This is a genomic window from Paenibacillus phoenicis (assembly GCF_034718895.1).
Lineage (GTDB): Bacteria > Bacillota > Bacilli > Paenibacillales > Paenibacillaceae > Fontibacillus > Fontibacillus phoenicis.
Genome location: NZ_JAYERP010000001.1, coordinates 3022193 through 3046836 on the forward strand (window position 1 = coordinate 3022193; position 24644 = coordinate 3046836).

Here is a 24644-nt window from a genome sequence, read left to right on the forward strand (position 1 = left end):
GTAACGGACCGTAATGACCTTATTTGCTCATTTCCCGTCGATTTCCCATTCTAACGGACCCCAGCGCCTCTATGCGGCCTCTAAGGCATCAATTTAATCAAAAAAGTCCGAAATAAGGTCTCCTCTGTCCGTTAAAAAGGAAGTACGACCAAACTCAGGTCCATAACGCCCCTCCTGTCCGTTAGCCGCCGAGAATGTAATAGCATCAACGCTCAGATCTTATGAGTTTTGCGATATTCTCCGGGCGTCATCCCGGTGGCCTGTTTGAATTGCCGGTTGAAATAAATGATATTTTTATAGCCCATCCGCTCGGCGATTTCATAAATCTTCAATGTGGGATCGGTCAGCAGCTCGCAGATACGCTTCGTCTTAAGCTCGTTCAAGTAGTCGCTGAAATGCCGGCCCGTTTCTTCCTTAAACAAAAAGCCGAGGTAGTTTGGCGTAAAATCGAAGCGGGCGGCGACGTCTTTCAGCGTCATTTTTTGCTCAAGATTGCTCTCGACATATGCCATAATATCTTGAATCAGCTTGCGTTTCTGCTTCTGCTTCTTGACGTACAACAGCTCGGACAACTCAAAGAACCGTTTTCGCAGCCAAGACGTGATATCGTGGATCGTTTCGAACTGGAACAGCAGCACCGGCTGGTGCGTATCCCACTTCAACAGCTCATACAGATTTTCGTTAATTTCGCGCAGATCGGCATGCAGCTGGGTGGTGATGCGGATGATGAGATCGTACACATCGTTTTTCTGAGCCAGCGGGGAACCTTGATAAAACAGCTCCAGCAAGCAGTCGTCAATCGTTACGAGATCATAGTTGAGAATAGCCTTCAACATCCGCTGGAGGATCTCGTCCGTCCGAGCGCCGGCAAACCGGCTTTCACCTGGATACACCCGGCTTTCATGGATCAGCCGGTCCTTGCCAACCAGCCACTTGGCGCTAAGCGCCGCCTGAGCTTGGCGATAGGACGACCGCAGCGTCTCTTCATCCCGCGCGAAGCTGCCAACCCCAACCGTCACGGAGAACGGGGAAATCCCCCGGACCGCCCGGATCAGCTCCTCCAGCAGCTCGAGGAACGTCGTTTCAGGTACGGACGCCAGCAATAGAAACCGTGTCGGTTGGCTGACGATAAACGTTCCCAGCTTCATCTCCGTGGTAAAATGCCGGATAAACGCCATCACCTTCTGAATTTGCTTGCGTCGCTCCTCCTCCGGCATATCGCCGGTCTTCCATTCCAGGTCGTCGATTTCGACGAGGGCTGCCGCCGTTCCCGTTTTAAACAGGGTGTGCAAATATCCGCGAATATGCCCCTCCACCTGCTCCGGGGAGATCTCGTTCAGCCAACGCAGCAGCAACTCCTCGTTGACAAGCGTCAGCGCCTCCGTAAACGTGCGGTCCTGATCCCGTTCTCGCTCGATCGCCGCGCACAGCTCACCCAGCATTTTATAAAGCTCCTGATCTTCCACGGGCTTCAGCAAGTAAGCCGACGCGCTGATCTTGATCGCTTCCTTGGCGTACTCAAAGTCTTCGTGCCCGCTGATAAATACGATTTTGACACTTGGCTGGATCGCCTTGGCCTTACGGGCGAATTCAATGCCCGACATGATGGGCATGCGGATATCGGACAGAATCAGATCGATCCGCTCCTGCTCCATCGCCTTAAGCGCATTAAAGCCGTTATTGGCTGTTGCCGCCACCTGCAGGTTCAGTCCGCTGCCCTGCACTCTGCGGCGCAGCCACTCGAGGTCTACCGCCTCGTCGTCGACAAGTAATACGTTAATCTCCATGGCCGTCATTCCTTCTCGTAGTTTTGCTTCTTATTTCGAGCATACTTACTGCTCGTTCCACTGAACATATCGGTTTACAATGAAAACCTATACAAATTCACCGATTTTGCAGACTTTCCTCTGATAAATCATCAAAAATTATTCCATAGCCGGAAGCTCCCCAGGGTTCACCGGAAGCACGATTTGAACCGTCGTTCCGCCGCCGTAGATGCTGGCGATACGAATACCGTATTTGTCTCCGTAGCGGAGCTTGATCCGCTCGTCGACGTTCTTCACCCCGTAACCGCCGGATTGGCTTGGACCGATCAGCAAGCGCTGCACCGTCTCCGGCCTCATCCCAATGCCGTTATCGATCACTTTCAGCTCCAAGTTATCGCCCTGCCGCTTCCCTTTAATGACGATCGCAATCGATTCGCCAAACCAGGCATGCTTAAACGTATTCTCCACAAACGGCTGCAGGATCAGCTTCATCACCTGTACCTGCAGCAGTTCGGGATCCACGTCGAAGTGGACAGAGAAAGCCCCGGCGTATTTAACCCGTTGAATATCCAGATACGTCTCCACCTGCATCAATTCATTTTCCAGCGGCGTAAATACGTTCCCTTGATTCAGCGTCAACCGGTAAAACCGTGACAAGCCCTGAACCATTTCGGTGACCTTGGCTGTCTCGCCGAGATTGGCTAAACTGCTGATCGTCGACAGGGTATTGTACAGAAAATGCGGGTTAATCTGCGCCTGCAGCGCCTCCAGCTCCGCTTGCTTCTTCTGGATGCCTTGCACATACACGCTGTTGATCAGCCCCTGAATATTGGCAGCCATAACGTTAAACGCATCGGCGATATGTACAAACTCATCGTTGCCCGAGAAGCGAATCCGCTTCTGAAAGTTCCCTTCCTGAAAGGAACGGACGAGCCACACGATTCGTTTCATTTTCCGTCCGGACAGCCGGGCCACGATATACCCAATGAAGGCCATACCGATAAAGCTGATGCCGCACACCGTAAAAATCACGCGCTGCAGCCTGCCCGCATCCTTGGTTAAGTAATCTTTCGGAACCAGCGCCTCAATTACAAAATCGGAGCCCGGGATCGATTCATGCAGGCTCAGATATTTACTCGGCTGAGCCCCCATTTCCGCGTTGCCCCGCTGGTAGAGCAAGGCACCATCCGACGCTGCGTCAATCAGGCGTACCGTAATCCCCTGCTCGACAGGGAATGTGGAGAAGTCGCCAAACAAATCGTCTAAGGAAGCGGTGATGCGGACGTATCCGATCACGGTCATGTTCCCGCTATAGGACACCAGGCGGCGGATATGGGAGATGTTCCCCAGCCGCTGATCGGTGTCAATCTGCAGCCAGATATTGTCCCGTTCGGAATCTTTAAACTCTTGATACCAGGCACTGTCCTGAATGTCCTCAAACGGCAGGATGTAATAGTCACTGCGGTGAATCGGCTCCTCCAAGTTATCGCCCGAGACGATATACAGATCGCTGTTCAGCGTATACAGCATCAGCCGAATATGGTTGCCAAACAGCTTGAGCGGCGCCGTAATTTGCGGAACGATCTCATCCAGCATGACCAGATAAATGTCGTACGGCTCCCCTTTGGTCTGCAGCGCCCGTTGAAAGGCGAGATTGCCAAACAAGGTATCCGACATCCGCTGGATCTCGTCCATCTGATAGCGAATGTTGTTCCGGGCCTGCTCCATTCCGGTGCGGATGTTCGTCTCGGCCATCTCCGTCCGGGATTCGGTCAGCATCGCGTACGACACGTAGCCGATGATCACGTCCGTTAACAGCACGAGCAGCAGGTAGGGAATCAGCATTTTGTAGGTGAAGGGAATATATTTTTTCATGGGATCGCCAAGCTTTCTCATCGATTTAATCGCTTACATTCAGCCTCATATTCATCATATCGGCCCTTGTCCAGAAAATAAATAACAAAAAAAACGACCCGGGTCGATGGCTTCACTTCGCCAACCCGAATCGGTTTGATAGGGTGTTTATTATAAGTTTTCTGCGTTCTTTACCGCATGCTCCCAGCTAGGAAAATAAAACAAAGCGTTGCGCATCAACTCTGGATCGTTCTGCTTCACTTGCTTCTTGCTCAGCGAAACGCCTTCACTCTGCAATCGTTTGATTCGGCGGACAACTTCATCCGCTTCAAGAGTGGCATCCATACAGCTTTGCTCCTTCCATCTCAGGTTGCTTATAGCATTTCTATTTCACATGCAAAATATACCTTGGCTGCTAGATTTAAGCAACACGCTGGCCCGATGCAGCTACAGTGTGACACCATCCCCGGAACGAGGCAGCTTGCCGCCCTTTCCGGTCAGAAAGCTCCGAATCGCCTGCCGATTGGCATACGTCAGCACGATCAGATTCACCAGCCAGACGCCCCAGAAAGGCAGTGAATAGCCGGAAACCAGCAGAAAAATGGACAGCATCGCCATGCCAACGACAACTTGGAAGCCGTCGGCTTCCCTAGACGCATATTTTCCCTTCTTATAGCAGGAAAATACCGCAAGCAGCACGGCGAGAATCACCGCATAGGCCAAAGCCGCCTCAAATCGGGTTAAGGCGCTCCACACGCCGAAGGTTACGGCAATCGCCTTGCCTCCCTTAAATTTAAGGAATGGCGAAAAGGCATGCCCAAGGATCGGGGCGATCGCGACCAGCGTCATCCCGAAATCGCGTCCCAGCATTCCCGATTCGACCAGAAAGACCAGCGGCATATATCCCTTCAAAAAATCGAGCAGAATGCCCGCCAACCCCCAACGGTAACCGGCAGACTGCCACAGGTTAAACGCTCCGGGATTGCCGTCCCCGACCTGTCGTAAATCTTTCCGGGCCGCCTTGCCCAGCCAATAGGAAAACATCAAGGCCCCGCACAGGAACTCAGCCACAGCCAGTAAGAGAATCATCGGTCTCCCCTGCTTCCTACCTGCACGTCCCGACCTTTCCAGGTGACCGATCCGCGAAACACCACTTGATAGGCCGAATAGATCAGGATCACGAGGAAAAAGAGGGTAGACAACACGTGAAGCAGAGGCATCCATATGCCAAACTTCCCAACATAACGTACCAACAAATAGAGCTGCACCGCATACAGTACATACCCGATCAGCAGCGGGTAAGCCCAGGCCGTGTTCCAAAGGAACAATGCGCCTTCGGAAGCGATAAGCCCCAGGAGCCACACCGCAACCAGCAGCGTCGTGGCCGGCCGTAGCTTGGCAGTGCTCAGCACCGCACCTTTACCGAACCCCTCCAGCTCGCTGCGAATCCCGTTCGGGTACATCCGGAAGGAGACGAGGCCGCCGCCGAGAAAATTGGTCACGCGAATACCTGCCTCACGGAACTTGGCGCCAAGGTTCAAATCGTCGAGCAGCTCCGAACGGATGCTGTCATGACCTTGAATCGCCTCATAATCCCGGCGCGTTGTCACGATGCAGGAGCCGTACAGCCCCTTGTGCCGGCTGCGCATTTCAAACGGCGAGGTGAATGCAAATACGCCCAAGACGTTCGTAATGAGCGCCAGGCGTTCATAAAACTTCTCCGTGACATGAAATGGAACCACGGAAATCACGCCGCCCGCTTCGGCCCGCGCCTGCAACAGCGACTCCAGCGCCCGGGGGGCCAAGCGAATGTCCGCATCCAGAAAGACAATCACGTCGCCGGTGGATTGCCGGTAGCCGTTCCAGACCGCCCAGGTTTTCCCCGTCCATCCGGGAGGCAATGCGTCGTTCCGAATCACGTTCACTCCATATTTAGCGGCAACCTCATAGGTGCCATCCTCCGAAAAATCATCCACTACGATAATCTCATCGGGAGCATAGGTTTGCTTCTTAAGCGAACCCAGCAGATGCGGCAAATTCCCGGCTTCGTTCCGCGCCGGAATGATGACCGACACCTTCTCTCCCCCGCGATAAGATCCTTCCCGTTCAGGAACAACAACTGCCCGAAACAGGATCCATCCCGCAATCCATCCGATGGCTAATACGATCCAAATCCCCATCGCTGCCCCACCTCTTTCGCTTGCCGGAAATAAAGTGAAATACGTATATGAGTATTCTATGTCCGTAATAGCGTAGATGTACAAAAAAAGTAGAAGAGACTACCGCTAGTGTAGTCGACAATTCCCAATTTTTCAACAAAAAAACAAAGCCCCTCTCGGCAGCCGAGAGAGGCTTAGATCAAATCTTATTGTTCCAATTCGACAAACGGATCGTCGATCACCAGGCTCTGCGCTTCTGCATCGCTGATTCCCGCATACAGCGTGGCTTTGCCTCCGCCTTGACGGACGAGTCCGCCGCTGAATACGACGTCGGCCAGATCCGGCCGCTTCGACGGACCCGGCAGGAAATCGGAGCGCTCGGCGATGATCTCTAGATCGGTATATTGGCCGGTCGCCGGGTCGTAACCGAAGGCCATCGGATAATAATGGCGGTCGCCTTGCTCATCGAAGCGGGCGATATGGCCCAGCACCCCCAGCTTGCCGTTGGCCAGCAGGTGGATTTCGTTGCAGCCGCCCCATTCCTCATCAAGGAATTGCTCAAGCAGCGGCGCTTCCTGCACCACCTCAAGCGAGAGGTCCTCAAGCCGGTCCACTTTCGCGAATCCGATTTTCCCCCTGCCGCCTTTCTCACCCTGCGGACGGGTAAATACGCCAATGGCTCCGTCGGACAGCTCCACCAGGCGTAAATCCTTCATTTGGTCCGGGCCTTGGAAGAACAGCTCTAACCGATTGAGACTAGGTCCTTTGTAAAATACCGTCCGCCAACTGAGTGCTCCTTCCAGCTCCGGATGAGGGAACGTCTGCACCCCGCCGAACACCAGCTCCCCGCCGATGCGGGTGAAGAACGGATCCTGCAGCGCAAACACCGGCGCCCCCTCCCGGGGAACCCAATGCTCATCATGGCGAACAAAAAACCAAATCTCCGACTCCTCGCTGTCCCGGCGCTCAACGCGTCCGGCAATGACCAGATCCCCTTCGTCCTCGAAGGGAGCCGAAATATTGTAAACATCCCGTTCGCCCACACCTTCAAACTTCAGTTTGACGGCTTCTCCGGGCTTGTTCGTTTTTGCCATACGGCGGTAGACCTCAACCAATTTCTCGCACGACAAAACACCGCTGTTCTGAAAATTTGCCATCGTCTGATTCCTTTCCGTTAGCTTAGTGGTTTCAAAGCTTCCAGCAGCTGCGGGAGGCGGAAGCTCGCGCAGGCCATCGAATCGTCCGATGCCCCATAATACATGATCACTTGTTCTCCCTTAACGATCGCTCCGCAAGCAAAAATAACGCTATGGAAAAATCCGCTCGTCTCATATTCCGCTTCCGGCACCATCAGCGGCTCCTCCATGCGGGCGATCACCCGGCCCGGGTCCTTGAGGTCCAGCAGGGCTGCGCCCATGCAGTAGCGATGCGATTGGTCCGCGCCATGATACAGGATCAGCCAGCCTGCCTCGGTTTGGATCGGTACGCATCCCGCGCCGATACGCGCTCCGTCCCATTTTCCTTCGCGCAACCCCATCAAGAAGCGATGGTTCCCCCAGTGCTCCAGGTCCGGCGACTCGGCCAGCCACATTTCGGGCTGTCCGATTCCTTCCGGCACCGGGCGGTGAAGCATATAATATTTCCCGTCGATCGCTGCGGGGAACAAGGTTACATCTTTATTGGTCGGGGCCAGGATTAATCCTTCCCGGCGGAACGAAACGAAGTCGCTGGTCGTCAGCCGGCCGACGGCTACACCTCTTTCAGAAACTGCGCTGTAGGTGATATGATATCGCTCCTCCAACCGGGTAATCCGCGGATCTTCGATGCCCCAGCGTTCCAGCGGGTCCTCCGGCCAGACACTAGGCGTCTCGTCGATGGTAAAGTTCAGGCCGTCCCGGCTACGTGCCACGCGAAAATGGGAGATAGACGTCAAGTACACCGTGGCCCCCTGCTTGTCGCGAATGACCCGAGGATCGGAGAAGTCGAAGCGCGGATCTTCCCGGTCTACTTTCACAATTTCCACCGCCGGTTCCGAACCCGAGGTCTGGCCGTTCACGTCAAGCACCGGAACAAGCACATAGCGCGGGTCGGTCTGCCGAGGGCATTCCGCCACCCGCAGCAGCAGGATTACTTCTCCTTCATATTCAGCAACGCCAGCGTTAAATACGCCGAGCACCTCCCAATCCGGGAAGGTGGGCTTGACATCCTTCGGCGTAATCAGCGGATTGTTCACGGAGCGATTGATCTCTATCTTTTGCAACATCGTCATCTAGTAGTTCCTCCTATCCGAAATTCAGACTGATTAGTCTTTCATGCCCGTAAACGTAATGCCCTCGATAAAATAACGCTGAGCCATAAAGAACAACAGAATGACCGGGAGCGCCACCAGCGTGGACATCGCCATCAGGTAATTCCATTGCGGGGCTTCGTTCACGCCGCCCATAAAGAAATACATGCCAACATTAAGCGTATACATCTTCATATCCGACAGGTAGATGAGCGGACCCAGAAAGTCGTTCCAATACCCCCGGAACGCAAAGATCGCTACAGCCAGCAACGCCGGCTTCACCTGCGGCAGCATGATATAAACGAAGGTCTGAAAGAAATTTGACCCGTCGATCTCAGCCGCATCGTCCAATTCCCGCGGCAAGGTCATGAAAAACTGACGCAGCAAGAAAATATAAAACGGTCCCCACGCCGTCCACGCCCGCAGAACAAGCGGGTCGAATTGGCCGACCAAGCCAAATTTCTGCCAGATCAGAAACGTTGGAATCAGCGTGACGTGAAACGGCAGCATCATCGTGGCCAGCAGCACGAGGAAGATCAGACTGCTTCCAGGAAAACGAAACCGCGCAAATCCATAAGCTACAATCGTCGCGCTGATCAGCTCCGCAACAATCCCCAGCACCACGATAAATATCGTGTTAAACAGGTAGCGGTTAAACGGCATCGCCGTCCACGCTTCCACGAAGTTATGCCATTGCGGCGGATCTGGAATCCATTGCGGCGGCCAGGCGAAGATATCCCCGTCCGCCTGCAAAGCGGTCGACACCATCCAGAAGAACGGCACCAGGATGACGGCGGCTAAGAACGTGACGATCACGTAAATCAACGTTTTGTTCACCCATTTCCACGTTCTGCCGGAGACGGCTTGGGTACGGGCTGTCGAAGCATTTTCCATGTGTTACACCTCCTATTAGCGCCGTTCCGATTCGTAGTGAACCCACGCCGGGCTGGAACGGAACACGAGCAGCGTCAACACCAGGATGATGATAAACAACACCCAGGCGATGGCCGACGCCTCGCCCATATGCAGCTGCGTGAATCCGCGTTCGTACACCAGCTGGTTCATAAATTTGCCGGCGGCCGAGGTTGGGCGGACGAACATCGCAATCGTGAAAATTTGCAGTGCTCCGATCATCCCCATGATGACCTGCAGCAGGATCACCGGCGAAATTTGCGGGATCGTGATGTGTATGAACTTGGCGAATCGTCCGGCTCCGTCGATTTCTGCCGCTTCGTATAAATTGCTTGGAACGCCCTGTAAGCCGGCCAGGAATACGACTGTATTGGTACCGAAGATCCCCCATAAGCTCATGATGACAAACGCGCCAATGACATAATGCGGATCGCCAAACCAATTGGGCTTATCGATGCCAAACAACGACAGCGCCGGCGATAGAACATAGTTGATAATGCCTGACTCACTGTTAAACATCCATCTCCACAGCAGCGCCACCGCTACCTCGGGCATCACCGCCGGAAGGAAATAGATCGTCCGGTACGTGCCGATCCCCTTGATTTTATTGTTCAGCAGCATGGCGACCAGCAGTGCTCCAATCACGCCGATCGGCAGCGATAAGGCGGCGTAAAGCAGCGTGATCCGGATGGACGGCCAGAACTCGATATCATTCGTAAACAGCTTGATGTAGTTGCCAAATCCTACCCATTCCGTCTTTCCGAAGATCGAAGACTCGGTAAAGCTCAGGTATAAGGAATCCAGCAAAGGATAAAGGGTAAAAATCAGGAAACCTACAATCCACGGGGAAACGAGCGCCAAACCGATCGCCTGCTTCTTTTTCCAGCCAAGCTTGGAAACAACGAAGTAGAGCACGCTCGCAATGACTAACAGGACGACAGGCACCAGCAACCATCGGATCAAGGTTGCAAGATGGTTTTCCATGCGGTTTCCTCCTTTCTGCACAGGTTGGCCCGTTCGCTTGATGAAGAAAAGGAAGGAGGCTCCCGCCTCCCCGTCCTTCTCTCTCGAACCTTCAATTATTTAATCGCGCTCTCCAGCAGCGGCTTGACTTCCGGAATCAGCTTCTCCGGATCGGTCCCCGCATTGATGATCGGGTCCATCAGCTGCGTCCAGTAAATGTTATCCCATTCCGGATATTTCTCGGAATAGCGGTACGGTCTCGCGTATTCCATCGAGTTGATGATCGCCTCTAGGGAATGCGATTTCTTCGGATGAAGCTCCTGCAACGTTGCCAAGTCCGCCAGGGATTTACGCGGCGGCATGATCTTCCAGTGGTGGATCGCATCGCTCAGATCCACCAAAGCTTCGAAAGCGGCATCGGGGTTTTTCGTATTGACGTTGATGCCCATGCCAAGGATGTCGCCAAAGGTGGCATGGATGCCGGTTGGTCCCGCTGGAACCATAAAAGCTTGCACGTTATCGACCGTGGAATCCAGATCATCGGCTGCCCCGCCCATGAACATAGCCACTTGGCCATCGCGGAACATTTTGTCGAAGCCGCGATCGCGAACGATTTGCTGCGAAGGTGTCAATGGACCCTTCACCAGGTCGGCGTAGAAGTTCAGAGCTTCCTTCGCTTCCGGCGAGTCGATTGGCGATTGACCGTCTTCGGTTAAGACGTCTCCACCGTTTTGCCATACGAACATTTGGGATGGCGGCCAGCCGTTTAACGTAAAGCCCCACTGTACCACCGACTTCTCATCAAACCCATCCTCGCCCGGATGCTTGCCATTCTTGTCCTTGGTCAGCTTCGTTGCCGCATCGGTAAATTGCTCCCAGGTCCAGGTTTCATCCGGATAAGCCACACCCGCTTCGTCGAACAATCCCTTATTCACGTACAGCATCACCGGCTGCTGCAGCCAAGGCAGGCCGTAAACCTTCCCTTCGTGCGTAAACGGCTGAAGCGAAGCCTCGTAATAATCATCCAGATTCGCTGCCGGTTTGTCAGAGGACTTCAATCGATCTGTAATGTCCAGCATCGCGCCTTCCGACGAGAACTGGGCCGCACGCTGTGCGCTGATCCAGAACAGATCTGGTCCCGAATTCCCGGTTAATTGCGTGATCAATCGGGTATCGTATTCCGCCGGATTGGAATCCTGCACGATCGTATACGTTGTTGATTTCTCGTTTAATTCGTCAAGAATTTGCTGCAGTTCTTTCGCTTCGTCCGCCCCGGCCCAGGTCGTCAGCTTCAGTTCCACCTTCTTGCCTGGTTCAGCGCTTTGCCCTCCCTTCTCATTCTGATCGCCTTGGCTGGCACCTCCGCCGTTATTGCCGGAGCAGGCCGACAACAGCAGGGAAACTGCAAGAACCAAGATGATGGCCATGGAAAATTTCTTCTTCACATGAATGACCCCCTACCAGATAGATGATAGAATTACTAACTTCATGACTAACCTTCTTTTGTAACGTTACTCAAGATTACATTTTTATTATGTATCCAAATGACAACGCTGTCAAGAGAGGATTTCAGCTTCACAAAATGCTGAAAACTAAGCTTTTTTCCTGCTAATCGTTTACATTACAACTTTTTTTGTGTATATTTAATTTTGTAACGTTACAAAATGATAAGCAGTACACATAGAGGGGATTCAAACATGCGTAAAAAAGTCGTCATGCAGGATATCGCTGATCGCTTGAATCTATCCAAGAACTCTGTCTCCCAGGCGTTATCCGGCAAGGACGGAGTAAGCGAAGAAACGCGGCGCAAAATTATCGAGACGGCGGAAGCCATGGGCTACCGTTACAACAAGAAGACGTCCGCCGGCAATCAAAATCAAGTGAAGACCATCGGGCTGATTGCTTCAGACTTTGCTTTTTCCATGCAGTTTTTCGGGGAAATCTATCTTGCGGTCGAACGGGAAGCCAAGAACCACGGCATCAATCTCCTTATTCAATCGATTACTCCCGAGATGCGCGACCGGCTGCAGCTGCCTTCTTTCATTGAAGAGAAGCAAGTGGACGGCCTCCTGATTCTGTCGCATATCAGTACGGCTTATATCCGCAACGTGCTTGAGCAAGGCATCCCCACCGTGCTGATCGACCACCATCACCCGCTGCTTTCAACCGATGCGGTTCTGACCAATAACCGTTTCAGCGCTTATATCGCCGTCAAGCATCTGCTGGATTATGGCCATCGGAATATCGGCATCCTGGGCAATGTCGCGGTTTCGCCGAGTTACCAGGAACGTTGGGAAGGCTATATGCTTGCCCTGCGGGAGCACGGCTTTGAGCCGCGTGAAGCACATATGCTTGTGCATACGCAAGAAGAAGAGGAAATCATCGCCGAAGCGATGAGCCGTGTGGCTGACCAGCCTAGCGCTTGGTTTTGCCTGAATGATGGATTTGCGTTTTACGTCAGCTCGGCGCTGCGCCAGCTGGGTTACCAAATCCCTGACGAGATCTCGATTTGCGGCTTCGACAACAGCCATTATTCCCAAATGGCCACGCCCAAAATCACGACGATGGAGGTTGACCTGTCTCTGTTCGCGCACAGAGCGTTTGAGCAGCTCATGTGGCGGATCAAGCATCCGAACGAAGCGTATCAAGAAATTTTGCTGCCCACCCATTTGATCGTGCGCGAATCAACGGCAGCTGTGAAAGTTTAAATCAAAAAAAAGTCGATCAGGATGGTAACCCTGACTGACTTTTTTGCATCAGTGGACGACGGAATCGTTAGCACTCCCCGTAGGAGAATACAAACTAACTGGAATTTCTACCGTTAATATTGGCAGAAACGTAAGTTATGGGCGATTTAACGGTAAATTGTATAGTTAATTTGGGTGCTTTTCCGCTAAAGTGGCGATATTGATGAAATTAACGGTAGGTTTTACTGTTAGTTGCACGTACAGCTGGTCTACATCGAAATTAACGGTACATTTTCCAGTTAATTTGTATTGAGTATCCCGACTTGAGTCCTCAATAACCGAACCAGCCTTTAAGCAAAAACCAGATCACCGGCACCAATAAGGATGGCAGCATATTCAACGTCTTCGCATCGATGATCTTCAAAATCGATAACCCCGAGCTTGCAATCAGCACGCCGCCGACAATCGAAATTTCCGTCAGCAATGGAGTCGTCAGAAAAGTCGCCAAATAATCGGCGCTCATATAAATGGCTCCCTGCCATAGAAAGAGCACGACAGCAGTAAGTGCAATGCCGATGCCGTAGCTGGATGCCAGCACCATGGAAGTCACCAAATCCAGCGTGGCATTCATGTACAGATAGGTGTGATTCCCGTGAAGCGCGCTTTCAATCGGCCCAAGGATCGACAACGTGCCGATGCAGAAGAGCAGGATGCCCGTCGATAGTCCTTGTCCCAAATTCGAGGTGGAGAACCGCCCCACCAGCCGTTGGAACTTCCCGTCGATGTCCAGCGCGGTTCCGGCCAAACTCCCCGCCGCCATGCTGATGATGAACAGTACAGGGAACGTGCTCTCCTTCATATGGGTCACCGCAGCGTTAATGCCAAGCATGGTGGCGGCCAGACCGATTGCGGTAAATAGGGCGGACTGATACGTTTCCTTCAGCCCTTTCTTAAAGATGCTGCCAAGCACACTCCCCGCCAATATGGCGACCGTGTTCACAATCGTTCCGATCATCTTTCTGCTCCTATCCGTTCATTTGTTCTGTCCTCATTCATGATAACGTTTTGCCGAAAAACCGTCTAGCGCATCTCCTTGATGCCCATCAGAATCTCCACATCGATGGTGATTTCTACGGCATCCCGCTGCGTAAACGCTGCGATTCGCGCTTGTTCCGCAGACCAGGCGAGCGGGCAGCCAGCCGGATGGCTTCTTTGGACAAATCGATGCCAACGCCTAACCCATCCGGCCTTTCCAACTGCCGTAATATCCCCTGCAAATGCGAACCTTCCCCGCAACCCATGTCGGCCACGAGAGGGGCAGAAGCGGTGTCGCCTGCGTATGGATTAATGATCCGGGCGATCGTTTCATGCATTGGGGCATAGAGTTTGCTCCCCGCAATGATGCTCCGTCTAGCAGCAAACAGCTCTTTGTCATAATGGCTATGGACCGGACGGGACAAACGGGCATAAAAAAAGAAAGGCAGCACTTCCCGCCTTCCTTCATTTAACTATTCGATCATGGACTTTGAAGAGCTATGAAAAATGGGCAGACGACATGAATTCAAACCATCACGAGCGCTGCAGCATCTTCACTCTTTATGGGGCGGCGAAAATTTTGATATACTGGGAACAAACGAACTAAGAACGGGGATCAAACGATGAAAGACCAAGACATGCTGGCCGTGCTAAAGGCCCTCTCAAATGAAACTCGGCTCAACATTCTCTGTTGGCTGCGGGAGCCGGAGAAATTGGAGTCCGATCTGCCGGATGTCATCAAGCAAGAGTTTCCGGGCAGTGTATGTGTCGGCTCGATTCAGGAAAAATCCGGATTAGCGCAATCCGTCATTTCTTCGTATTTAGCCAGTTTGCAAAAGAGCGGCCTGTTAGAATCACGCCGTTATGGACAATATACGTATTACAGGTTAAATGAAGAAGGGATCGATACCTTCTTGGAGCAATTTGCCGCCAAGCTGAAAGCCAAAAAATAATCAAGCAGAATCATTTTTTGCTTGCATATCGATTTATTAATCTATATATTTAGATATACGTATAAAATGATTATGGAGGGGAGAGATCCACATGTCCATTTCCCAAGCGGCTGCTGCTCTATTCAAACCTTTTGAAGGCGGCGGACTGAAGCTTGCGAATCGAATTGTCATGGCGCCGATGACCCGTTCCTTTTCGCCCGGCGGCATCCCGGGTCCTGATGTCGCCGGTTATTACCGCAGAAGAGCCGAGAACGGCGTTGGATTGATCATTACGGAAGGCACGGTCATCAATCATCCGGCAGCCCCTGCGGATCGGGACGTGCCGCATTTCTATGGAGAGGAAGCGTTGGCCGGGTGGCAAAGGGTCGTCAATGAAGTGCATGAAGCCGGCGGTAAAATCGCTCCCCAAATTTGGCATACCGGCACGGCCCGCCAGCGAGAGACGTTCCCTGAATCGGATGCCGATCCTATCGGACCATCTGGCCTCAGCTTGACCGGCAAGCCGGTCTCTGAACCGCTGACGAAGGAGGAAATCCGCGAGCTGGTTCAGGCTTATGCCCAATCTGCCGCGGATGCGAAGCGCCTTGGATTTGATGCCGTGGAAATCCACGGAGCGCATGGTTATCTGATCGACCAGTTTTTCTGGGAGGTCACCAATAAGCGGACCGATGAATACGGCGGCGACCTTGTCGGGCGTACTCGTTTTGCTGTTGAGGTGATTGAAGCGGTCCGTGCTGCGGTTGGGCCGGATTTCCCGATTATTTTCCGCTTCTCGCAATGGAAGCCCGTCGACTATAGTGCCAAGCTGGCCGCGACCCCTGAGGAGCTGGAGCGCTTCTTGGCTCCGCTGAGTGCTGCCGGGGTTGATATTTTCCACGCCTCCACTCGCCGTTTCTGGGAACCGGAGTTCGCGGGTTCGGAACTGAACCTGGCCGGTTGGACGCGCAAGCTGACCGGCAAACCAACGATCACCGTAGGTTCCGTCGGCTTGAATTCCGAGTTCACCAGCTTGTTCGAGTCAGGCAAAGGCGCAGAAACAACCGGCATTGATCAACTGATCGAGCGCCTCGAACGCGGCGAATTCGACCTCGTTGCCGTTGGCCGTGCGCTGCTGACCGACCCGGCTTGGGCCGCTAAAATCCGCGATGGCCGCGTGGATGAGCTGAAGCCATTTACGAAGGAAGCCCTCTCCACGTTGAGCTGATCTCTTGCTTTCGGGATTGTAGAAAGACCTCTTCGAAATGCTCGAAGAGGTCTTTTTTTAGGCTGTCACCTGCCCCGGACTTATGCCTTTCCCCGCAATATCGCATTGATTTCGCTCATTTGCGCCGGAGTCAACGGGCCGAAGGAGATGGCCTTTGCGGCCGTAAACTTGCCGCTCAGCAGCCCCATGGCCGGAACGTGGTGATTGACGCGTATGAGCAGCTCCTTTCGAGATCGGTACGCCGGATTTACACCATTTTCCCCGGAAGCTATGGGCCAAATATTTGAAAGAAGCGGCGGGGGTGTACCGCCCGCCTCCCTCGATTACGGCGATATTCGCGGCGAGGAAGCGCTGCGAAAGGAATTTGCCGCCTACCTTTACCGAACACGAGGCATGCGCTGCCAGCCGGTCCAAATCATGATCGTATCCGGCTCCTCCGAAGGCTTTGCCCTCATTGCCCAGACGCTGCGGGATCGTTTTGACGTCGTGTACCTGGAGGATCCGACGATTGAGTTCACGCTGCATATTTTTCGCAGAGCCGGCTATCGGATCTCGCCGGTGGCTATAGACGGCGCCGGGATGAAGCTGCATGAGCTTCCCGCATGGGAGCCCGGACATCTCATGCTGCTGACGCCCTCGCATCAGTTCCCGGGCGGCGGCATCCTGCCAATTCAGCCGCGGCAGCTATTAATCGGGACCATACACCGCCATTTCGGCGAACGTGCGGCCATTCAAGGGGATGAAGCCGGAATGCACCTGATGATTGAGCTTCATGGGGTTCCCACCGGTATCGATTGGTGGTCCAAAGCCCAGGCATACGGCGTTCGCGTTTACGGGGTCGAGGACTATTGCCTGATCCAAGGAAACTATACGCGGCATATCTTGCTTGGCTATGGCAACCTCCCCGAAGAGGTGAGGATGTCTCTGGTTGCCTTGCTCTCAGGATTATCCCTTTTGTTCAGTTCTTTTACCGTTCATTCTCGTATGATAAGATAAAGTTGAAAGGGGACTGGTTAATGGCACGAAGTAAAGAGTTCGACGAAAAGGAAGTCCTTCTTAAGGCCATGCGTTTATTCTGGGAGCAAGGGTATGAGAAGACCTCACTTCAAGATTTGGTGGAGCATATGGGAGTACATCGCCGCAGCTTGTACGACACGTTTGGCGATAAGCACACGCTGTACATCAAAACGATGGAGCAGTATGCGAGGATTACGAATGCTGCCATTAAGGCGGAAGTCCAACGCGGCCGTACGGCTTTAGAATCCATCCGTCTGATTTTTGACTATCTGATTGAAACCAACGGCGAACAGCCCATCGGCTGCTTCTTTGTGAACTCGGCGACTGAGCTGGCCTACAGAGATCCCGAGGTCAGCAAATTAACGAGCGAGCTGTTCGGCAATGAAGAGCAGTTGTTGACTGAGCTCATCCAACAGGGGCAACAAGCGGGAGACATCTCACCAGAATTAGCCCCCCGCCTGCTTGCGTCCAGTTTACATGCGACTTTGCTCGGAATCCGCGTCATGCGTCGCACCTCCACCGATAAACAGAAGCTCCATCAAATTGCCGAAGTTTCGATGGAGATGCTGAAGCCGTAATCTACAAATTTAAAAAGGTCCATAAAAACGCGCAATTGCGTGGAACTCCTTATTGGGTTCCCACGGCAGCGGCAACCGCATCAATTATGAAGCTGACGGCGATTCCTGGCCTGCGTGTTCCGATTTCCGTTGCAATACGCCGCCAAACAGGAAGATCCCCAGCGAGAGCGCCAAGCTGACGGCCGAGAACATCCCGATCGCGTCAAACCCGCCGAATTGGGTATACAAAATACCGGCTGCCCAAGCCCCTAGGGTATTGGCAACATTCATCGTTGAGTTGGCGAGGCTGGAGATCGTTCCCCGAATCGAGGCGTTTAACGAAGTGAGCGCCTCCATGACAAGCGGGAAGATGATGCCCAGGGTCGTGAAGATGATCAAATAGAGAGCGGTAACGACGGGGAGATTCGCCATATGCGGTGAACCCGTATAGAACAGCACGAGAAGTGCCGTTCCCACCGCGACTGCACTGGCTTGGCCCAGCTTTTTCACCACAGCAGAACTGATGAAACTGCCCAGCAGCGACCCGAACCCGAGAAACAGCATCACGGTGCCGATGGACTCAACAGGAAGCTCGAAGCGGTCCGCCAGCCATTTGCCGACAAAAGCCATCGTAGTCCCGCTGCCCAGATGAAGGAGCAGGTAGGCCAGATACCCGGATCTTGCTTTTCCGCTCGTGATCAGAGGCATATAGCGGCGGAAAATCGATACCGTGTTCCGTTGCGGTTCATGCGGATGGATGTTCGGCAGCATGCCATACGCGGCTGCTGCGAGCAGCAATGCCACCCCGCCAATGATCCAAAACGGCACGGACCAGGAGGAAGCCGCAAGCCAGCTCCCGATCGGCACGCCCAGCGCTTGCGCGGCCGCCAGCCCGGAGAAGGCGACGCCCATCGCTTTCGATATTTTTGACGCCGGCATCACTGCGGGAATGGACGCCCACACTTGGGGAGCCGTAAAAGCCGCGCTAATGCCGGCAAGAAAACGGAACAGACACATGGACCAAAAGCTGAACGCAAAGCCGCACAAGATGGTGGAGACGGCGAACCCAAGCAGTCCACTGACGAGCACAAATCGGCGGTTCCAGCCGTCGGACAGCGGTCCAGCGATCAAGGCAAAGATGGCAGAGCCCAGCGTGTAGGCACCAATCATCCAGCCGGCAATGCCCGTATCCACACCAAATTGATCCTGCAGCGTCGGCAGCAGCGGCGAGACGAGAAAGGTATCGGTCCCGATCATAAACATGATGCAGAAGAACAGTATTGTAAATCTTAACATGACTTTCGATCACTCCTTGTAACGTCTGGTGAGATTTCTTTGTTTATGATAAGGGATAATAGTGACAGATCTTGTCATAAACAAATGAAATCAGCGCGCCAGTTTCAGGAAGCGTGATCGGGATATCATCATTTGTTCTTATAATCAATAATCTGGATCAAATTACCACAGGTATCGTCGAAGATCGCGATGGTGTTCTCGCCCATTTGAGTCGGCTCCATCGTGAACTTCACCCCGTGTTCCAATAAGCGTTGGTACTCTTTGTGAGTATCTGCAACACCAAACATCGTGGCCGGAATGCCATCGGCGAACAACTTCTGTTGATACTCCTTGGCGGCAGGATGGTCATTTGGTTCGAGTAAAAGCTCAGTCCCATCCAGCTCATCGGGAGAAACCAATGCAATCCATCTAAATTTTCCGGCAGGAATGTCATGCTTTTTTACAAAACCCAGGGTTTGGGTATAAAACTCTAACGCCTTGTCCTGATCTTGAACGAACAGGCTTGTCACTACGATTTTCATCTAATTCTGCCTCCTTTATATGTGCCACTAGAAAGTTAACGAACTGTCTGTCTCAATCAATGTCTTCATCCCGGAAAGAACGATTGGTAATCCCTCTTCCAATATACGAGATGTAACGGGGGCTTCCTCGAACTCGTTGGTCTGGAGGTGATTCCGCAACTGAAACTTGCTTATTTCGTTGCCATCCTGAATGCGGCAGTGATTGGCGTAACTTATGTTCCTGCGTTGTTTGGATTCGTCAAACTGGGCTTCCGTGGGAAACCATTATTCTCCTTGGTGCTACTCGCTTCATTATACCCGATCGCTTACTTTGTTTTGCAAACGTTTGGGCTTCAGCATGCAGATTCCGCGGAAGGGGCATCATCAGCGCCATGACGCCTGTGGTCACGATGCTATTCGCTTCCCTCTTTTTGAAAGAAAAAACCACCTGGACGGAGAAGCTGTCTCTTCTTCTGTCTGCAAGCGGCATTGTGTTCATATATATCATGAATGGCAGCAGCGGCTGGTCGCAAACGACCGGAACTATCTTGCTCGTTCTGGCTTGCATTACATTAGGTTGTTGGAATGAATATGTCGTGGAAATTTTCTAGATCTTCCTCGGAGCAACTTAAGCAAACGAATTAAGTGAGGTCATAATGATGCATATTACCCTGATCGCCGGAAGCAACCGGCACAACGCTGCAAGCACAAGTATTCTTCGTTATATCGAAGACGTTCTGAAATCGAGAAACATTCAGGTCTCAATTATCGATCTGGCGGCTGTGCAATTACCGCTCTATTCTCCTGACTCAGAGGTCGTCCCCCCGGAAGCCGACGTTCTGATCCATTCAGTGAAGCAAGCTGACGGCCTCATCTTAGCCACTCCCGAGTACCATGGTTCCATCTCCGGTTCCTTAAAAAATGCGCTGGATTACCTGGACAACAGCCACGTGACTGGCAAGCCATTTTTGACTGTGAGCTCGGCAGGCGGTCCTCTGGGAGTCAGTTCACTTCTCCATTTCCAAAGCATCATCCGGAATCTTCATGGCATCCTGTGTCCGGAATGGATATCCGTTGGGGAGGGCCAATCGGTCTTTGATGCGGATGGGGTTCCTCAAGATATGGAGGTCATCCAGCGCATCGACCAAGCCGTCGAACAATTTATCGTACTGGTGAAGAAGCTGGGGCATAACAGCAAGCAACCTGCGAAAGTGATGATGGAAACATGATGATGACCCCCGCCGAAATCAAAGCCTACTTAAAAAGAATTGGCATTGAGGACATACAACCGCCAACCCTTGAATATCTCACTCAGCTTCACAGGGCCCATGTGTCGACCATTTCTTGGCAGACCATTGATATCGTTGCCGGCAGACCAACTCCGATCGATTTACGCGAGTGCGTCCGTCTGATGTTGAGCAACCGAAGCGGGTATTGTTTTCACTTGAACGGTGCGTTCAGCGTTCTGCTTCGTTCACTGGGCTACCGTGTTTTTTGGCATCGAGCGGGTGTCCAACCTCCGGGTCAGGAACCTCGCATTAACTCCTTTCACCTCGGGCTCACTGTCAGCTTGACCAATGAACAGCAGCAAGAACAACGATACATCATCGACGTGGGGTTGGGTGATATGCCCTATGAACCGATTCCGCTGCAGATGGGCACTTACGAGCAAGGTCCGTTGGTGTATCAAGTCGAGAAGTCCGGCGTGGTGGAAGGCGGTTGGCGGCTTGTTCACGCCCCAAACACATCGTTTGCGGGTGTTGATTATGCCCCGGATGAATTAGAGAACCTGGAAGAGTTTAAACCCAAGCATGAATTTTACAGCCGATCGCCGGAGTCGCCCTGGATTCAGCTATTTCTTGTTCGGCATAGACACGCCACCGGCAGTAATGAACTGAGAGGATGTATATGGACCAAGCGAGACAGCAAGGGCATCGAAAAAACAGAACTTCGCACCAAATCCCAATGGCTGGAAATGCTGGGAGACGTGTTTCAGGAGCATCTGGTCAGCTATAGCCAGCTAGAGCGCGATGAACTATGGAAGCAAGTGTGGAAATATCATGAGGAGTGGAAGAAGGTAAATATGAAATAAAGAGGGGCAACCCCCAAAAATGAAACAGCGGTGGACTAGGACTTGCAAAATAAAGTCTTAGCCTGCCGCTGTTCCTTTTGTGTCTAACCTGTCCAAAAGTTATGTTCGGTTAGATAGCTTTTTATGAAACATTTCATCTAATAACATGATTTCTGCTTTTTGGCTGACGGCATGGTTCCCAAGCTTTACATCAATGATAAAGTCATTGGTCAGCATCTGGCGGTAACGGGAGATCATCACGTCGTCGGGCATTTCACCCATTGCCTTCGTTTCGGCTGGGATTACCGGAATTCCGGCTTGCTCTACCAGGCGAAGATTTTGCTTCATCTCTGCAGCGATCTTGCTTAGCGTACTCACACTTCTTGCCGACTCTACATCCATCATGCCGTCATTGGTATAGAAATGCTTGTTGACGATTGCTAATGCAGCATGGGAAATATGGAAGGCTTGAATGTCTGGTTGGATTTCATAGTGTAAATTTACCGATTCAAGGATTTGGGCAAGCTCTTTCACTCTTTCGGTAATCTGTCCATTGATTTCGCCAAAAATGGTGCCTTGATGTTTTTCAGAACCAAATTGGGCGTATAGAACATCTTCTTTAATGTCTCCGCCTGCACCCGGGAATCCGGGGAGCAACCGATCTCCCACGATATCAAGCCAGCGGTCATATCCAACGGTGTTCGTCAAGGTGACAATGGTTTTGCTCTGATTATGCTTGAGCGCAGTAAGGGCAGATTCGGCCTGATCATATCGTACGGGAACCAAAATAAAATCATAAATGTCATCGTCTTCCAGCTTTTCGATCGTCTTGATCGGTATTTGCTTAACGATCCCCTCTTCATTGTAAAGCAATCCGTTCTGTTTCAGTACATCCAGTCTCTTTCCTCGCGCTAACACGGTTACGTCTAATCCGTACTGTGCAAATCGGAGGGCGTATACACTACCAATCACACCAGCACCAAATATCAAAAGTCGAGGTTGTTTTGAGTTCATTGCGTTCCTTCCTTTCTGGAAACTCGACATCAATTGCTTAAGCAACACATGTCTGATAAAATCGTAGTACTGCATGATCATGATTTCAACAAACAGATTCAGAGGAAAGTTGCCAAAACAACACATTTTGATATTTGATGTTTTAGAGGGGGACAGGGATATGGTCAATCAGGAAGATCCAAGGGTCATGCGCACACGACAGTTCATCCGAGAAGCATTTAGAGAGTTGTTGCGGAGTAAAGACTTTAATGCAATATCCATCAAGGAGATTACACAGAAAGCTACCATTAACCGCGCCACCTTTTACGCCCATTACGAAGATAAATATGCTTTGCTTGAAGAATACACCGAACAGTTTTTCCGTGACATGGTTCCCGAGCAAGTGATGAACGCGCAGGAGTTTACAGCTGAAATCTGTGACCAGCTGATCTTGCTGACATACCGCTACATTGTGGATTTTTATCAGATCTGCAGAATGGATTCTAAATCGATTGCGAAGCTTGTGGATGAAATGATAAAGAAAATGTTGCAGCAAACGATCGAAAGCATTCTTTCCAAAGGGCACTCTACAGACCACCGCCATACCAAGATCGTTTCGGCTATGACAGCCTCAGCAATCTATGGCGCAGCCCACCATTGGTTAACGGTTGGGGAAAAGAATCGAACCGATTTATTAGTAGACATGGTTCGACCTTATATCATGGAAGGCTTGGGAGTTCTCACCGACGGCAGGCAAAAATAAAGCGGGGTTGCTATGGCAACCCCGCTTTGTTCGTTGACATTAGAGTTGGTAACTAACCCCCCTTGCTTGTCATCCAAAAAATTTCACAATCCGCAATGCTATATTAAGTTTCTACCTAGGCCGCCGCGGCAGCCCCATGGTTCACAGTTCTTTATAACCTTGATTTAGTTTTCTTCTCCTTTTTCTTCATAAAGCTTGTGTAGTTGAACTCGACCATAAATATTTTTGCGTGCATTCGCGAATTCTATCTTATCTAGACTATCAAAGCCCTTCCTTGTTGCAATTGATAAGCTGTTTACCAAACTTTTTTCGAGATCTTCTTGAATTGTATAAAGGTCAAGTTCCTCAACCATTCTAGAGACAACCATCATAATAAAAGATAGCCCCCTTGGAATAAAAGTCGATATTAACTCACGTGCACGCAGGCACATTTTTGCTGTATCTGTCGTTCCTTCTGGATTGCCACCTAACAAACTCTCCAACTCATTAAGAGGCCTACCGTTGATCCATCCTTTTATCCCAGGAAGAAGGGAAGATAAAACAGCACCATCTAGTGGTGATGTTGAAGTCCGACCGGTAGCTACAAGTGCAGACCTATGTACATCTTGAAGCAGATGAGCCCGAGATTCGGCATCTTCGACAAGCCAATTTAGGGTCCAGTCCACCCACCCGCTTATGGTAGTTGGTAAATCGCCTGCATTTTGGTTTAATCGCAATCTTAGTCGTTCCAATATGTCTAATGGTATCCCACTTTGAGACGCGATCTTGATCTCGATCGGATCTGGTTTACGCTCTAATGCCTCTTTTGCTTCTAACCATAATCTTTCAATTTTTTTTATATAATCCCCTTCAATCCCCCCGTTTTTCGCTATAAATACACCGAAGGAGCGTGAAAGAATATCATCTGACATTGACACATCCGCTTCCGCTTTTAGAACGGCAAGACGGTTTACCGTATAACGGACATCGCGGTCTAGATAGGGCTTGCTGAACGGGTCACGTTTCCGGAGAGACGGGAAGTCGGGACGGAAGCCATTGCAGAATAGGCAAAAAGAGAACCCGGAGTCTCTTTTCGAGATTCGTCACCAGCAGTAATGATGGGGAAAAATTGCCTGGCATGATCATTTGGCACTCGGTTAACTATCTACAATATTGTCGCCTCCAAGTGCACGGTTTTTCGTGGGTGGCCCCTGTTTTCCTTACATTTGATTTCGACAAATGAGGTCTTAAACCCTTGTAATTACTCACTCTTTCGTTTGTTCAGCAAGCCCTAATGTCATAAGAAAATAAAGTGTTAGACTGAATCTCCTTATTCTACTCGGCAATTCGAATCGTCAAATTGTCAGACTCCATAAAATAAGGATTAGACTGGCCCTAGAAATGAATACAGCGACAGCCAAGGACAAGAAAATATTGTCCTAGACTGTCGCTGTTTCATTTAACTAACGTTCTTCGATAGCTTAATTCCGAAAGGATCATGGCTACGGCATGGAAGAAACTATCGAACATCCGTACAATGGTGCTGAGCAGCGCCAAATCGTATAGAGCGGCCAAGCCGGGGTCTTCACCAAGAAAATTCACGGCCCCTAGGCCCTTCATCTAGGGAACATCCATGAATTCTAATTGT

The 24644-nt window shown here is 51.6% G+C and carries 26 protein-coding genes; 9 read left to right on the forward strand and 17 right to left on the reverse strand.

The window, feature by feature from the left end; all coding sequences use genetic code 11:
- Window positions 1-212: 212 nt before the first annotated feature.
- From U9M73_RS14370 to U9M73_RS14415, 10 genes are all read right to left on the reverse strand, one after another.
- Complete coding sequence (locus U9M73_RS14370; RefSeq protein ID WP_323077786.1) at window positions 213-1787, reverse strand: response regulator; 1575 nt, start codon at window positions 1785-1787, stop codon at window positions 213-215.
- Between the two features lie 138 nt (window positions 1788-1925).
- On the reverse strand, window positions 1926-3641 hold the full coding sequence (locus U9M73_RS14375) for a sensor histidine kinase (RefSeq protein WP_323077787.1): 1716 nt from the start codon (window positions 3639-3641) through the stop codon (window positions 1926-1928).
- Window positions 3642-3791: 150 nt separating this feature from the next.
- Window positions 3792-3965 carry a hypothetical protein gene (locus U9M73_RS14380; RefSeq protein ID WP_009226517.1) on the reverse strand — a complete coding sequence of 58 codons (174 nt, stop codon included), beginning with the start codon at window positions 3963-3965 and terminating at the stop codon, window positions 3792-3794.
- A gap of 102 nt (window positions 3966-4067) precedes the next feature.
- Window positions 4068-4709 (reverse strand): glycerol-3-phosphate acyltransferase, encoded by a 642-nt coding sequence (locus U9M73_RS14385; protein WP_009226518.1) that lies wholly within the window; start codon window positions 4707-4709, stop codon window positions 4068-4070.
- Window positions 4706-5800 (reverse strand): glycosyltransferase, encoded by a 1095-nt coding sequence (locus U9M73_RS14390; RefSeq protein ID WP_009226519.1) that lies wholly within the window; start codon window positions 5798-5800, stop codon window positions 4706-4708. Before U9M73_RS14390 ends, U9M73_RS14385 begins: the two co-directional genes overlap by 4 nt.
- 185 nt (window positions 5801-5985) lie before the next feature.
- Window positions 5986-6936: an MTP-1 family protein gene (locus tag U9M73_RS14395; protein WP_009226520.1), complete on the reverse strand. Its 951-nt coding sequence runs from the start codon at window positions 6934-6936 to the stop codon at window positions 5986-5988.
- A gap of 17 nt (window positions 6937-6953) precedes the next feature.
- A complete protein-coding gene (locus U9M73_RS14400; RefSeq protein ID WP_009226521.1) occupies window positions 6954-8048 on the reverse strand; it encodes a glycoside hydrolase family 130 protein in 1095 nt (364 codons plus the stop codon).
- 33 nt (window positions 8049-8081) lie between these two features.
- The gene (locus U9M73_RS14405) at window positions 8082-8960 is read right to left on the reverse strand and encodes a carbohydrate ABC transporter permease (RefSeq protein ID WP_009226522.1); all 879 of its coding nucleotides are present in this window, start codon (window positions 8958-8960) and stop codon (window positions 8082-8084) included.
- Between the two features lie 15 nt (window positions 8961-8975).
- Window positions 8976-9962 carry a carbohydrate ABC transporter permease gene (locus tag U9M73_RS14410; protein WP_009226523.1) on the reverse strand — a complete coding sequence of 329 codons (987 nt, stop codon included), beginning with the start codon at window positions 9960-9962 and terminating at the stop codon, window positions 8976-8978.
- Between the two features lie 95 nt (window positions 9963-10057).
- The gene (locus U9M73_RS14415; RefSeq protein ID WP_009226524.1) at window positions 10058-11386 is read right to left on the reverse strand and encodes an ABC transporter substrate-binding protein; all 1329 of its coding nucleotides are present in this window, start codon (window positions 11384-11386) and stop codon (window positions 10058-10060) included.
- 252 nt (window positions 11387-11638) lie between these two features.
- Between U9M73_RS14415 and U9M73_RS14420 the strand changes: the two genes are divergently transcribed.
- A complete protein-coding gene (locus U9M73_RS14420; protein ID WP_323077788.1) occupies window positions 11639-12649 on the forward strand; it encodes a LacI family DNA-binding transcriptional regulator in 1011 nt (336 codons plus the stop codon).
- Window positions 12650-12959: 310 nt separating this feature from the next.
- On the opposite strand, the gene U9M73_RS14425 is transcribed toward U9M73_RS14420, so the two are convergent.
- Entirely contained in the window at window positions 12960-13643 is a 684-nt protein-coding gene (locus tag U9M73_RS14425; protein ID WP_323077789.1) for a DUF554 domain-containing protein, read from the reverse strand.
- A gap of 115 nt (window positions 13644-13758) precedes the next feature.
- Window positions 13759-14115 carry a class I SAM-dependent methyltransferase gene (locus U9M73_RS14430; protein WP_323077790.1) on the reverse strand — a complete coding sequence of 119 codons (357 nt, stop codon included), beginning with the start codon at window positions 14113-14115 and terminating at the stop codon, window positions 13759-13761.
- A 171-nt stretch (window positions 14116-14286) separates the two neighbouring features.
- Between U9M73_RS14430 and U9M73_RS14435 the strand changes: the two genes are divergently transcribed.
- The 4 genes from U9M73_RS14435 (at window position 14287) to U9M73_RS14450 (ending at window position 17415) form a co-directional block, all read left to right on the forward strand.
- The gene (locus U9M73_RS14435) at window positions 14287-14616 is read left to right on the forward strand and encodes an ArsR/SmtB family transcription factor (protein ID WP_260071122.1); all 330 of its coding nucleotides are present in this window, start codon (window positions 14287-14289) and stop codon (window positions 14614-14616) included.
- 91 nt (window positions 14617-14707) lie between these two features.
- Window positions 14708-15820 carry an NADH:flavin oxidoreductase gene (locus U9M73_RS14440; RefSeq protein ID WP_323077791.1) on the forward strand — a complete coding sequence of 371 codons (1113 nt, stop codon included), beginning with the start codon at window positions 14708-14710 and terminating at the stop codon, window positions 15818-15820.
- A gap of 213 nt (window positions 15821-16033) precedes the next feature.
- The gene (locus tag U9M73_RS14445) at window positions 16034-16816 is read left to right on the forward strand and encodes an aminotransferase class I/II-fold pyridoxal phosphate-dependent enzyme (protein WP_323077792.1); all 783 of its coding nucleotides are present in this window, start codon (window positions 16034-16036) and stop codon (window positions 16814-16816) included.
- Between the two features lie 20 nt (window positions 16817-16836).
- Window positions 16837-17415 carry a TetR/AcrR family transcriptional regulator gene (locus U9M73_RS14450; RefSeq protein WP_323077793.1) on the forward strand — a complete coding sequence of 193 codons (579 nt, stop codon included), beginning with the start codon at window positions 16837-16839 and terminating at the stop codon, window positions 17413-17415.
- A gap of 84 nt (window positions 17416-17499) precedes the next feature.
- Here U9M73_RS14450 and U9M73_RS14455 read toward each other — a convergent pair whose 3' ends face one another.
- Both U9M73_RS14455 and U9M73_RS14460 read right to left on the reverse strand, forming a co-directional pair.
- A complete protein-coding gene (locus U9M73_RS14455) occupies window positions 17500-18690 on the reverse strand; it encodes an MFS transporter (protein WP_323077794.1) in 1191 nt (396 codons plus the stop codon).
- A gap of 128 nt (window positions 18691-18818) precedes the next feature.
- Window positions 18819-19211 (reverse strand): VOC family protein, encoded by a 393-nt coding sequence (locus U9M73_RS14460; protein WP_323077795.1) that lies wholly within the window; start codon window positions 19209-19211, stop codon window positions 18819-18821.
- Window positions 19212-19504: 293 nt separating this feature from the next.
- Between U9M73_RS14460 and U9M73_RS14465 the strand changes: the two genes are divergently transcribed.
- From U9M73_RS14465 to U9M73_RS14475, 3 genes are read left to right on the forward strand one after another with little or no spacing between them, the layout of a single operon-like run.
- A complete protein-coding gene (locus tag U9M73_RS14465) occupies window positions 19505-19801 on the forward strand; it encodes an EamA family transporter (RefSeq protein ID WP_456094086.1) in 297 nt (98 codons plus the stop codon).
- A 45-nt stretch (window positions 19802-19846) separates the two neighbouring features.
- A complete protein-coding gene (locus tag U9M73_RS14470) occupies window positions 19847-20419 on the forward strand; it encodes an NADPH-dependent FMN reductase (RefSeq protein ID WP_323077797.1) in 573 nt (190 codons plus the stop codon).
- Entirely contained in the window at window positions 20419-21282 is an 864-nt protein-coding gene (locus U9M73_RS14475; RefSeq protein WP_323079138.1) for an arylamine N-acetyltransferase family protein, read from the forward strand. Before U9M73_RS14470 ends, U9M73_RS14475 begins: the two co-directional genes overlap by 1 nt.
- 99 nt (window positions 21283-21381) lie before the next feature.
- Here the strand turns inward: U9M73_RS14475 and U9M73_RS14480 are convergent, their stop codons facing one another.
- Window positions 21382-22275 carry a ketopantoate reductase family protein gene (locus tag U9M73_RS14480; protein WP_323077798.1) on the reverse strand — a complete coding sequence of 298 codons (894 nt, stop codon included), beginning with the start codon at window positions 22273-22275 and terminating at the stop codon, window positions 21382-21384.
- A 160-nt stretch (window positions 22276-22435) separates the two neighbouring features.
- On the opposite strand from U9M73_RS14480, the gene U9M73_RS14485 reads away from it, so the two are divergent.
- A complete protein-coding gene (locus U9M73_RS14485; RefSeq protein WP_323077799.1) occupies window positions 22436-23017 on the forward strand; it encodes a TetR family transcriptional regulator in 582 nt (193 codons plus the stop codon).
- Window positions 23018-23181: 164 nt separating this feature from the next.
- On the opposite strand, the gene U9M73_RS14490 is transcribed toward U9M73_RS14485, so the two are convergent.
- A complete protein-coding gene (locus tag U9M73_RS14490; protein WP_323077800.1) occupies window positions 23182-23928 on the reverse strand; it encodes a hypothetical protein in 747 nt (248 codons plus the stop codon).
- A 523-nt stretch (window positions 23929-24451) separates the two neighbouring features.
- Window positions 24452-24616, reverse strand: a complete 165-nt coding sequence (locus U9M73_RS14495; RefSeq protein WP_323077801.1) for a hypothetical protein — start codon at window positions 24614-24616, stop codon at window positions 24452-24454.
- Between the last annotated feature and the right edge of the window lie 28 nt (window positions 24617-24644).